The organism is Acinetobacter sp. AOR34_HL, from assembly GCF_027854795.1.
Classification (GTDB): Bacteria; Pseudomonadota; Gammaproteobacteria; order Pseudomonadales; family Moraxellaceae; genus Acinetobacter; species Acinetobacter junii.
Window position 1 is genome coordinate 1 of sequence record NZ_JAKTID010000019.1, and the last position, 11,851, is coordinate 11,851.

Genomic DNA, 11,851 nt, shown 5'->3' on the forward strand with positions numbered 1-11,851 from the left:
TCTGAGCAACAACTTTCATCTGGCAGCATCCACCATTGCTGCAATTTATAAAGACCGCTGGAAGATTGAGTTATTCTTTAAAGCCATCAAGCAGAATTTAAAACTGAAGTCATTTCTAGGTCGAAGCCGCAATGCGATACAAACGCAAATATGGATTGCATTAATTGCCTATTTGCTGGTGAACTTCGCTAAACACATGGCACAAGAAGGATGGAGTGTTCAGCGTTTACTGAGAATTATTCAGGTCAATTTATTTGAAAGGAAACTTTTAAGGTCACTCTTTGTGCCTGATAAAAAATGGCGAAAACAAGAAGAACCTCAATTGAGGTTCTTCTTGTGATATTTGTGGGACAGCAGTGAGCCTTAGCTTCCTTTTAAATTTGATAAAAATCTTAGAGCATAAAGTGGATTTGCATTTCCCCGACGAGGAAACCGAGCACAGCACCGACGATAATCAATGACCATTCATCTTCTTTGAATGCTGGACGTAACATACCTTCAAATTCTTCAGGGCTGAGGCGTTGCATACGATCAACTAAGGTATTACGAACATTCATTGCATCTTCAGCATAAGATTCAACATAACGCATCGTATCTGGCAGCTGTTTTAAAATACGCTCAGCAACTTCAGCTTTCAGGCTTTGATACTTCTCGCCGCCAATCGCGTACACCACCAATGGGCGAACAATACCTGCCTGTAAATCAATTTCTTGTTTTACATGGCGGCTGACCAGTTCAATTACCTTGTCTGAGTGAGTCCCTGAAAAAAGCTCTTCCATCATGTTACGAGAGGTGAGTAACTGTTTCGAGATTAATGCAGCGTAGTCCGCAGCCACTTCATTTTGACGTTTAATGAATAGTCCTTGCCATGTGTAACCCATGATTTTTTTCGGGTACAAAGGTCTAAACATCATTTGTAATGCGATCCAGTCACTAAAGAAACCGACAAAACCACCAAACATTGGAAGCATCCAAGGATATTTTCCTTGTGTCACAATCCAACAAAGCATTTGTACGACACCAATCGCGAATCCAAAAATAAAGCCGACATTACTAAAAAATTTAAATTCTTGTTTGCCGACTTTTTTAAAGATTTCATTGAGGAGGCGTTTATCTTTGAGTAGGTTGTTGACCACCATGTGCTTGATATCGAAGTACTTAGACACATCACGCTGTACTTCACTCATGATATGTTCAACGATTTCAGGTGCTTTGGTTTGGACACGTTTGATCAGTTTTTGACGAGCAAACTCTGGCATCCCTTCCCATAAACCAGGTTGGTATTGCTGAGCAACTTCACGAGTGATGTCTTCAGCGGCTGCCATGAGCGGTTTTTCAATTTCTTTTGCGATGCGTTTCGGATCGAGTCGTGCAAATATTTCTTCAGGTTTGATCAGTTTTGAGGTCATCAATTCAACGGCAGTGGTTGCCATTTTTTCAGCTTTGCGAGGAACGATACCTTGCCAGCCAATAGGAAGACCAAATAATCTTAACCCCTTAAACTCAAGTGGTGAGAACATCATTTGAATCGCAATCACTTTTGTTACATAGCCAATAATGCCACTAATAAAAGGGATTGAAATATATAACCAGAAATTCTGTTGAAAATCTGCAATCATTTCTTGAAACATTATTGTATTGGTCCTTCAAGTCCTAATTGTTGCCTTATGACAAGACAAGCCATAGATGATAATGAAATGTTTTAGGACATTGGTGGTACACCAATATCTTTAGATTCTTTTAATTTTTCCTTTTATCAAGGACATCGCATTCACATAAAAAGGAAACGATGAGATCTATTGAATACCTTTCCATGGTAATGCTTTTTTCAGTTCATCATCTTAGCACCAATTTTTGCTTTGTGTTGAGCAGAATTGGCAAGAATTGTTGATTTAACTCTCTAAAATAGGCAAAAAGTTGTGAAATTTTAGTTTAAATTTCAGCAGTGATTAGCAAGTAAAGCTAAAAAATAAGATAGATGATGAATTGCGATGCGCCAAAGCGTGAAAAATGTTAGAATGTGGCGCTTAATTCATTTGCCTTTATGATTATCCCATGACGACCAATACTCAAATTACTGAAGATCGTATCCTTATTTTGGATTTCGGCTCTCAATATAGCCAGCTGATTGCACGTCGTGTACGTGAAGCGGGTGTCTATTCTGAAATGTATGCATTTGACATGTCTGAAGAAGATATTCGTGCATTTAATCCAAACGGGATTATTTTGTCAGGTGGCCCTGAGAGTGTACATGAAGAGGGTAGCCCACGAGCACCTCAAATCGTGTTTGAATTAGGCGTGCCAGTTTTGGGTATTTGTTATGGTTTACAAACCATGTCGGAACAACTTGGTGGAAAGGTAGAGCCAGGTACAGTTCACGAATTTGGTTATGCAGAAGTTGATATCTTGGTACGTGACCAGTTAATTGGTAACTTGCAAGATCGTGAGAACCAGCTGCATGTTTGGATGAGTCATGGTGATAAAGTAAGCGCGATTCCTGAAGGTTTCCAAGTTACTGCAAGCACACCAAGCTGTCCTTTTGCTGCTGTAAGTGATGAAACACGTCGTTTCTATGGCGTTCAATTCCACCCTGAAGTGACTCACACTGCGAAAGGTGAAGAGTTACTTTCTAACTTTGTTCATAAAATTTGTGGTTGTCGTGGTCTTTGGACACCTGAGCACATCATTGATTTACGTGTAGAACAATTACGTAAACAAATCGGCGATGAAAAAGTTCTTTTAGGTTTGTCAGGTGGTGTTGATTCATCTGTAGTCGCAGCATTGTTGCATAAAGCGATTGGCGATCAGTTAACGTGTGTATTTGTAGATAATGGTTTACTTCGTTTAAACGAAGGTGATCAAGTTATGCAGATGTTCGCAGAGAACATGGGTATTCGTGTGATCCGTGCAGATGCAGAAGAGCGTTTCTTGACTGCGTTAGCGGGTGAAGTTGATCCTGAGAAAAAACGTAAAATCATTGGTCGTGAGTTTATCGAAGTATTCGCAGAAGAAGCTCGTAAACTTGATGGCGTAAAATTCTTGGCACAAGGTACGATTTATCCTGACGTAATCGAATCTGCTGCAAGCAAACAAGGTAAAGCACACGTCATCAAATCTCATCACAACGTAGGTGGTTTACCAGAAGATTTAGCTTTTGATCTTGTTGAGCCATTACGTGACTTATTCAAAGATGAAGTACGTAAATTAGGTACAACTTTAGGTTTACCTCATAGCATGATTTATCGTCATCCATTCCCAGGTCCAGGTTTGGGCGTGCGTATTTTGGGTGAAGTGAAAAAAGAATATGCAGATATTCTACGTCTTGCTGATGACATCTTTATGCAAGAACTTCGTGCGAATGGTTGGTATGACAAAACTGCTCAAGCATTTGCGGTATTCCAACCTGTGAAATCAGTGGGTGTTGTGGGTGACGGTCGCCGTTATGCATGGGTGATTGCACTTCGTGCGGTTGAGACTGTTGACTTTATGACAGCGCGTTTCGCTCACTTGCCATATGAGTTGGTTGATAAAATCTCTACGCGTATCATGAATGAAATCAAAGATGTTTCACGTGTAGTTTATGACGTGTCATCCAAGCCACCAGCAACGATTGAGTGGGAATAATTTTTCCACATTGTTGTTAATGAAAAGGACGCGTAAGCGTCCTTTTTTGTATAATTTTAAAAATAAAGAAGATATGAGAGTTGCTATGTATACCCATTATGATTTGATGAAACCATTAGTTCACGTGTTGCAAAATAGGAAAGATCAAATTTCTAATCAGGAAGCATTAGAGCAAATTGTTTCTTACCTAGGACTTAATGATGAACAGAAAAATATAAGAATGGAAAATGGAAAGAATCTCATATGATATAGATTAGGGTGGGCTAAAACATATTTGAAAAAAGCAGGTTTACTAGAAACAATTGATAATAAATATTTCAGGTTAACTAGTTTGGGGAAATCTTTAAATCTAGAAAAAATAGAGAGTTTTAGTAGTAAATTTCTATCTCAATATGAAGGATTTAATGAATTTCGTAATTATGGTAAGAAGAGTAATCCCTCAACACAGAATTTTTTAGAAGATGATAATGATTCTACACCAGAAGAAATTATAAATATTGAATTTAATAAATTAAATCAATCAATTAAAGATGATTTAATTGAAAAAATAAAACTAAATTCACCACAGTTTTTTGAAAGACTGGTGGTTGATTTATTGGTTGCTATGGGGTACGGAGGCTCACATCAAGATGCGGCTCAAGCAATTGGAAAAACAAGTGATGGTGGTATTGATGGTGTAATTAGTGAAGATCGTTTGGGATTAGATAAGATTTATATTCAAGCTAAGCGCTGGGAAAATACGGTGGGTCGTCCTGATATTCAACAGTTCAAAGGTGCATTAGCTGATCAGGTCGCTAAGAAAGGCGTGTTCATCACGACTTCGAATTTTAGCAAGGAAGCAGTTGAATCGGCTAAGAAATCAGGAATTGTATTGATTGATGGTAATAAGCTAACTTCATTAATGATTGAATTCGGATTAGGTGTTCAAATAGAACGAAGTTTTCATCTATATAAAATAGATCAAGATCGCTTTGATGAAGATAATTTTTAAGAGCTATTTATTTGCATATGTATACCCAAATAAATATTGTCCCAAAGATAACACTCAGCGTATTACCAAAACACTATATTGATTCATGCTTGAATTGCTTAGATCATCAGAACAACTCATTGCAACAGCATAGGTAAAAGAGAGCGACATCATGAGTAATAATAACGATTACGACATTTCTGATTCAAAAGACTGTGAAACTTATATTAATCAGTTTATTCAAGATTTTACGATCCGTTCAGCAGAGATTGGAAAAGGGACAACGATTAAACGTGCATTGCCAAGCCGCCAAAAACGTTTAGTGGGCGCTTGGTGCTTTCTAGATCATGCAGGGCCAGTCAGCTTTCCAGCTGGAGATGGGTTAGATGTTGGACCACATCCTCATATTGGTTTGCAAACCTTTACATGGATGATTGAAGGCACCATGATGCATACCGATAGCTTGGGTTCAAAACAGCTTATTCGTCCAAAACAAGTAAACTTAATGACAGCTGGACGTGGTATTTCTCATACAGAGGTCGCGCCTGATACTGAAACTCAAATGCATGCTGCACAGTTGTGGATTGCTCTTCCTGATAACAAGCGCAATATGGAGCCTAACTTTGAGCATTACCCAGAACTTCCTGTTGTGGTTAAAGATCAAGTTGAATTTACAGTTTTAGTCGGTGACTTCCTCAATACTCTTTCTCCAGTTCAAGTACATACACCTTTAGTTGGTGTTGATCTAACAGCTCAAGCGGATACTAAAACGCGTATACCACTTAATCCAGCATTTGAATATGCTTTCATGGCGCTTGATGGCAAAGCTCGTGTGAACGGACATGAATTAACTGCTGATAATATGGTGGTTTTAGAAACAGGTTTGACGGAAATCGAAGTTGAAATCAAATCTGGTAATCGAGTGCTTCTCATTGGCGGTGAACCTTTTGAATCACCTATTTTGTTGTGGTGGAACTTCGTAGGACGCACGATGGAAGACTTGCAGCAAGCACGTGAAGACTGGATTAACCATGATGCACGCTTTGGTGAGATTCCAGATTATCAAGGCAAACGCTTGGAAGCACCAACGCTACCTGATCAAATGAGGGCTTCAAAATGAGTGTTATCGCAAGTGCAAAAGTTCTAACTTTACCTGAACCGTGGAAAGGGGAAGTGACTAGTGGAACGCATCAATTTTTGACAGATAAGCCTGAATCTTTCGGTGGACATGACACAGGTCCCGCACCATATGATTTTCTTACAGCTAGCCTAGCATCATGTACCATGATTACATTGCGCATGTATGCTCAACGTAAAGAAATAGCCTTAGGTGAGTTTACGGTTGAGGTGGATTTTCATACTAATCGGGAACAACAGGAGCGAATTGAACGTCGTGTCACCTTTAAGCAACCTGTTTCACCAGAGCTAAAAGAAAAACTTCTCAATGTCTGTAGCAAAACACCTGTCACTAAAACTTTGTTACGCAGTTTAGACATTCAGACCGTGATTCTTTAAGGCTTTAGTGCTATTGTGCTTGGGCAAAACATAATTCTAAACGCAACTGTTAGAGGGATAAAAAACAACAGTTGCGTAGCACAAGCAGGCACACAAAATGATTACCTTACATTATCTGCAATGCTCACGTTCATTTCGAATACTGTGGGCATTAGAGGAGCTTGGTGTGGACTACCAAGTAGAGTTTTATCAAAGGTCAGCCAGTTACGCAGCACCAGAAATCCTTAAAAACATACATCCTCTCGGCAAAGCACCTATCTTGGTAGATGATGGCGATGTGATTGTTGAATCGGCAGTGATTTTGGATTATTTGCAGCAACAATATGATCGACTTCAGCAGTTCAAACCCCAACAAGCGAAAGATCAAAGACAATATGACTATTGGATGCATTATGCGGAAGGGTCTTTGATGCCGCTTTTGGTGATGACTTTAGTCATGAACAATGTCAGTAAGCATGTACCGTGGGTGATTCGTCCAATTGCTGAGAAAATCACAGATGGCGTAAAAGGTGGTTTTATTCGTCCTCGTGTAAAAGAACATATTCTGTATTTAGAGCAATATCTGTCTGAGCATGATTATTTTGCAGGTGAGTTTTCATTTGCTGATATTCAAATGGCGTTCCCATTGATTGCGTTACAAAAACGTCTACATGGAAAATATCCAAATATTCAAGCCTTTGTACAGCGAATACAAGAGCGCGCGGCATTTCAACGTGCTGAACAGAAAAGTTTAGAATCTGAGTGCGGCTAGTTCAAATCATCTTGCTTTAAATAAAAAAGGAACGATCAAGCGTTCCTTTTTTATTTGATATTTTGCCGATCAACGTTTGATGACAATCGAATCAATACCACTATTTTGAAGTGTTTGTTGTGCTGCTAAAGCGGCATCTTGGCTATCGTATGGTCCTGAAAAAACACGATACCATGTTTGACCATTTTCAACAGTTTTGACTACATCTGCCGATAAACCATTCAAAATAATTTCGGCACGTCGTGCATCGGCACTATCAGGATCGGGATAGCTTCGCACTTGTAAAATATAAGTGGCTTGAGCAGGAGCTGTTTGCTCACTTGGCGTAATTCCTCCTGACGCATCAGCGTTTGTCGTCTCTGCGGCTGGTGATTCAATAATCACGACATTACCTTGCTGTTTGGTTTCAGGAACAGCTTGTTCAGGAATTGGAGTGACTTGTTGTTGAGGGAGCAGATCATAGAAGCGATAGTCTTTGTTGGTATCTTCTTCTTGATAATGTTCTGATGTCACCTGATTTTTAGCAGGTACAGGTTGCCATGGTTTCCATAGCATCAACATAACCGCAACACATAGAATCGCCAAAATGGCTACAAGCATACCGAGCCACTTAGGTATGAGTGGTTTTTTGGGTTTATTTGGTCGTTCAGATACACCACGTTGCGTTTTTCCAAACACCTGAAATTCCTCTTGATCCTATTATGTTATTTGTAACGTGAATCATTGAATAAACAAAGCATTATGTTCAAAAATAATGCGTTATTCACCTTATTATTTATCAGATAAAACCTAAGATAGTGTTTTTTTCTGTAAAGTGAATATGAATCTCTCATTTCTTAAACTTAAACGATATAAATAATAAAGCAAGCAAAGCGAACTTTGCTTGCATCTATTAACTATAACGTTGTTTAGATTACATTGAGTCTGGTGCAGATACGCCTAATAACTCTAAACCATTACGTAACACTTGCTGTACATTCGTTGAGAGCAGTAAGCGTGCTTGAGACAATGAGGTATTTGTTTCATCTACAAATTTCACACCATCTTGTGCATACCAACCATGGAATAGTGCAGCCAAATCTTTGAGATAGTTACCAATTTGATGTGGTTCGCAAACATTTGCAGCTCGTACAACAATTTCAGGATAAGCTGCTAATTTTGCAAGGATTTCTGTTTCTGTCTCTAAGGTTAATAGATCAGCAAACTGTCGTGCATTCGTAGCGTCAAATACAATGCCTTTTTCTTTAGCACGATTGACAATACTGTTTACACGCGCATGCGCATATTGGATGTAATACACCGCATTGTCTTTGCTTTGCGAAACTGCGAGGTCTAAGTCAAAATCAATATGTTGCTCAGATTTACGCATCACGTAATAGAAGCGTGCCGCATCATTACCAACTTCTTTACGTAGATCACGCAATGTGACGAACTGACCTGAACGAGATGACATTTGTACCATCTCACCGCCACGCCACAAACTCACGAACTGAACTAAAAGTACAGTCAATTTCTTCGAGTCATAGCCCATCGCGTCAATTGCTGCTTTAACACGTGAGATATAACCATGATGGTCTGAACCCCAAATATCAATTAAGTCAGTATAACCACGTTGTAATTTATTCAAATGATAAGCAATGTCGGATGCAAAATAAGTGGTTTGACCGTTACGACGTTTCACAACACGATCTTTTTCATCACCAAATTCAGTTGATTTAAACCAGATATTGCCATCTTTTTCGTATAGGAAACCACGCTGATCAAGCGTTGCAAGTGCTTCATCAATTTTATCAGCCAATGATGCTTCACTAAACCATTGATCAAAGGTAACACCAAAGTCTGCGAGGTCGTCTTTAATATCATCTAAAATGGCATGCAAAGCCGCTTGGTGGAAAACGCGATAGCCTTCACCTAAATGCTGTTGAGAATTCGCAATTAAACCATCAATATGCTTTTCTTTATCCCCAGAGAGCACAACTTTGTTGCCATCAGCGTCTAATTCTTCTGCATATTGAACGTCTTCTGGAACATCTTTGTAGATATCTGCAACTGGACGAACGTGTGCATCGCCATCTTTATCTATAATGCTTTGTGCGATTTCTTTCACGTAGTCGCCTTGGTAGGCATTCTTAGGGAAAACAAGAATTTGACCTGTTAACTCTAAATAGCGCAAATAAGTAGAAGTCGCCAAAATATCCATTTGACGACCAGCATCATTTACATAGTATTCGCGATCAACTTTAGCGCCTGTTGCTTCTAATAAGTTTGCAACAGTCATACCGTAAGCAGCGCCACGACCATGCCCAACATGTAGGCTAGAAGTAGGGTTCGCTGATACAAACTCAACTTGGATTTTTTTCGCAGCGTTCACTTGGCTACGACCATATTGATCTTTCTGTGCTTGAATTTGGTCGAGCACAGCAAAGCGTTGATCAGCATTTAAAAAGAAGTTAATGAATCCTGGACCAGCAATTTCTGCTTTACTAATATCAGCAACTTCTGGAAGTGCTGCTAGGATTTTTTCAGCAAGATCACGAGGTTTCATACCCGCAGCTTTTGATCCAATCATCGCAATATTCGAAGCAAAGTCACCGTGACTTCGGTCTTTGGTACGGGTTAAATGGCTCGTGTTTGTCCAATCTGAAGGAAGTATCCCTTGTTGTTGAAGGGATTGCACCGCATGATCAAGAGCTGATTGTATTGCCGTATTCATAGTTACCGAAATAAATGTCGCGGAAAAACGCTAAATATAGCAAATTTCGCTCCTGTTAGGGGAGACATTTGGCGGCTGAGTGAATAATTTTAGTTAAGTAATGACCTGTGTGAATGAAAGGTTCATTGAATCTCAGCTTTTAGTTTGATTGGTAATTTCTGATTTGAATGAATGTGGATTGGATCAAGTGTTCAAGAGTTTTATATTATTTAATTATGAAATGGTTGATAACATCAAAATTTATGTGCTTAAGATTTATTTATAACTATGAATTATCACAACATAATTATAATTGTATGAAAATATTATGAAATATCTCTTGTATGTCGCTATTGAATACTAAGCCTGAACTGTATCACTGTTTAAAATGTCATTTTTATACGAAATAGCCTTAAGCTATTAGACACCACGAGCATGAAGTGATCTTTAAGAGGCTTTTGTGCTCTAAGCTGGAAAATGAGATAGGCAATGACAACAGGAAATCCAAGTAAACACCCTCTTTATATCCCATATGCAGGTTATACCCTCCTAGAATTACCACTTTTAAATAAAGGTTCGGCGTTCACTCAAGAAGAACGAACCAACTTTAATTTGCACGGTTTACTTCCACATATTATTGAAACTATTGAAGAACAGAGTCAGCGTTCATATCAGCAATATTGTGCGTTTAGTGATGACATCAATAAGCATATCTATTTACGCAATATTCAAGACACCAATGAAACCTTGTTTTATCACCTCATCGAACATCATTTAGAAGAAATGATGCCGATTATTTATACACCAACTGTCGGGGAAGCATGTCAGCGTTTCTCAGATATTTACCGCCGTCATCGTGGTGTTTTTATCTCATATCCTGATCGTGAATTTATTGATGATATTTTACAAAATGTGAATAAAAACAATGTAAAAGTGATCGTGATTACCGATGGTGAGCGTATCTTGGGATTAGGCGACCAAGGAATTGGCGGGATGGGTATCCCGATTGGGAAGCTGTCTTTATACACTGCTTGTGGCGGAATTAGCCCAGCCTATACTTTGCCGATTACAATCGATGTCGGAACCAATAATCAGCAATTATTAAATGATCCGATTTATATGGGGTGGCGTCAGCCTCGTATCAATGGCGATGAGTATTATGAATTTATCGATCATGTGATCAATGCGGTTATACGACGTTGGCCAAAAGCTTTGATTCAGTTTGAAGATTTTGCTCAAAAGAATGCCATGCCGTTATTGCAAAAATACCGCGATAAGATTTGTTGTTTCAATGATGATATCCAAGGTACTGCAGCAGTTTCGGTTGGAAGTTTAATTGCAGCGAGTCGAGCAGCAGGAAAACAATTAAAAGATCAAACGATTGCCTTTCTGGGGGCAGGCTCAGCAGGTTGTGGTATTGCTGAACAAATCATAGCCCAAATGATGGCAGAAGGTTTGACGGATGCTGAAGCACGTGCACGCGTATATATGGTTGATCGTTTTGGTTTAATCACCGAAAATCAGCCGAACTTGTTAGATTTCCAGCGTAAGTTGGCGCAAAAGGCGGAAGTCATCGAGCAGTGGGCGAAAGTTGAAGATACTATTTCTTTATTAGATGTTGTGCAGAATGTCAAACCGACCGTATTGATTGGTGTCTCGGGGCAACCAGGCTTATTTACTGAAGAAATTATTCGTACCATGGCGGCACATTGCGAACGTCCCATAGTCATGCCTTTATCGAACCCAACTTCTCGCGTTGAAGCAGTACCTTCAGACATAATTGAGTGGACTGAAGGGCGTGCGTTGATTGCAACGGGTAGTCCATTTGCACCTGTGAATTATCATGGTCAACTATACAATATTGCTCAATGCAATAATTCTTATATCTTCCCAGGTATTGGTTTGGGTGTAGTCGCTTGTGCAGCTACCCGAATCACTGAAAATATGTTGATGGCTTCAAGTCGTGCATTGGCTGATTGCTCTCCTTTATTAGCAGATGCTAAAGCGGACTTATTACCTCCATTAGGTGAGATTCAGGCTGTGTCTAAAGTGATTGCTTTTGAGGTGGCGAAAGCTGCGATTCAAGATGGTGTTGCGGTAACGATCAGTGATGATTTATTGCAGCAAAAAATAGAAGAATCTTTCTGGCATCCTGAATATCGTCGATATAAACGAATCCCGTTTTAAATAAAAAGGAGCGTTACGCCACTACTGTCCCACAAATATCACAAGAAGAACCTCAATTGAGGTTCTTCTTGTTTTCGCCATTTTTTATCAGGCACAAAGAGTGACCTTAAAA

Annotated in this window: 9 protein-coding genes and 1 pseudogene; 7 read left to right on the top strand and 3 right to left on the bottom strand. The window is 39.3% G+C overall.

Annotation, left to right across the window (positions count from 1 at the left end):
- The coding region (locus MKL32_RS02285) for a transposase (RefSeq protein ID WP_270898628.1) at nucleotides 1–340 on the top strand (340 nt) is incomplete at its 5' end.
- Nucleotides 341–392: 52 nt separating this feature from the next.
- On the opposite strand, the gene MKL32_RS02290 is transcribed toward MKL32_RS02285, so the two are convergent.
- Nucleotides 393–1,619, bottom strand: coding sequence for a DUF445 family protein (locus MKL32_RS02290; RefSeq protein ID WP_171053841.1), 1,227 nt, complete (start codon nucleotides 1,617–1,619; stop codon nucleotides 393–395).
- A 436-nt stretch (nucleotides 1,620–2,055) separates the two neighbouring features.
- On the opposite strand from MKL32_RS02290, the gene guaA reads away from it, so the two are divergent.
- The 5 genes and pseudogenes from guaA to MKL32_RS02315 all read left to right on the top strand — a co-directional run bounded on the left by guaA (nucleotide 2,056) and on the right by MKL32_RS02315 (nucleotide 6,860).
- Nucleotides 2,056–3,624, top strand: a complete 1,569-nt coding sequence (guaA, locus tag MKL32_RS02295) for a glutamine-hydrolyzing GMP synthase (protein ID WP_005403945.1) — start codon at nucleotides 2,056–2,058, stop codon at nucleotides 3,622–3,624.
- 85 nt (nucleotides 3,625–3,709) lie between these two features.
- Nucleotides 3,710–4,615 (top strand): annotated as a pseudogene (locus tag MKL32_RS02300) (restriction endonuclease).
- Nucleotides 4,616–4,766: 151 nt separating this feature from the next.
- The gene (locus MKL32_RS02305) at nucleotides 4,767–5,714 is read left to right on the top strand and encodes a pirin family protein (RefSeq protein ID WP_099949370.1); all 948 of its coding nucleotides are present in this window, start codon (nucleotides 4,767–4,769) and stop codon (nucleotides 5,712–5,714) included.
- Nucleotides 5,711–6,109, top strand: coding sequence for an OsmC family protein (locus MKL32_RS02310; protein ID WP_270900122.1), 399 nt, complete (start codon nucleotides 5,711–5,713; stop codon nucleotides 6,107–6,109). Before MKL32_RS02305 ends, MKL32_RS02310 begins: the two co-directional genes overlap by 4 nt.
- Before the next feature lie 97 nt (nucleotides 6,110–6,206).
- Nucleotides 6,207–6,860 carry a glutathione S-transferase family protein gene (locus MKL32_RS02315; RefSeq protein ID WP_004905585.1) on the top strand — a complete coding sequence of 218 codons (654 nt, stop codon included), beginning with the start codon at nucleotides 6,207–6,209 and terminating at the stop codon, nucleotides 6,858–6,860.
- A gap of 69 nt (nucleotides 6,861–6,929) precedes the next feature.
- Here MKL32_RS02315 and MKL32_RS02320 read toward each other — a convergent pair whose 3' ends face one another.
- Both MKL32_RS02320 and argS read right to left on the bottom strand, forming a co-directional pair.
- Nucleotides 6,930–7,538 carry an SPOR domain-containing protein gene (locus tag MKL32_RS02320; RefSeq protein ID WP_004905581.1) on the bottom strand — a complete coding sequence of 203 codons (609 nt, stop codon included), beginning with the start codon at nucleotides 7,536–7,538 and terminating at the stop codon, nucleotides 6,930–6,932.
- Nucleotides 7,539–7,773: 235 nt separating this feature from the next.
- The gene (gene argS, locus MKL32_RS02325) at nucleotides 7,774–9,573 is read right to left on the bottom strand and encodes an arginine--tRNA ligase (RefSeq protein ID WP_005403940.1); all 1,800 of its coding nucleotides are present in this window, start codon (nucleotides 9,571–9,573) and stop codon (nucleotides 7,774–7,776) included.
- Nucleotides 9,574–10,041: 468 nt separating this feature from the next.
- Here argS and MKL32_RS02330 point away from each other — a divergent pair, with 468 nt between their 5' ends.
- Nucleotides 10,042–11,739, top strand: coding sequence for an NAD-dependent malic enzyme (locus MKL32_RS02330; RefSeq protein WP_005403939.1), 1,698 nt, complete (start codon nucleotides 10,042–10,044; stop codon nucleotides 11,737–11,739).
- Nucleotides 11,740–11,851: the final 112 nt, after the last annotated feature.

Bases quoted from the DNA above. Each gene is read 5' to 3' on its own strand.
- MKL32_RS02290 (WP_171053841.1), bottom strand. From the start codon at position 1,619: ATGATTGCAGATTTTCAACAGAATTTCTGGTTATATATTTCAATCCCT.
- MKL32_RS02305 (WP_099949370.1), top strand. From the start codon at position 4,767: ATGAGTAATAATAACGATTACGACATTTCTGATTCAAAAGACTGTGAA.
- guaA (WP_005403945.1), top strand. From the start codon at position 2,056: ATGACGACCAATACTCAAATTACTGAAGATCGTATCCTTATTTTGGAT.
- MKL32_RS02330 (WP_005403939.1), top strand. From the start codon at position 10,042: ATGACAACAGGAAATCCAAGTAAACACCCTCTTTATATCCCATATGCA.
- MKL32_RS02315 (WP_004905585.1), top strand. From the start codon at position 6,207: ATGATTACCTTACATTATCTGCAATGCTCACGTTCATTTCGAATACTG.
- argS (WP_005403940.1), bottom strand. From the start codon at position 9,573: ATGAATACGGCAATACAATCAGCTCTTGATCATGCGGTGCAATCCCTT.
- MKL32_RS02310 (WP_270900122.1), top strand. From the start codon at position 5,711: ATGAGTGTTATCGCAAGTGCAAAAGTTCTAACTTTACCTGAACCGTGG.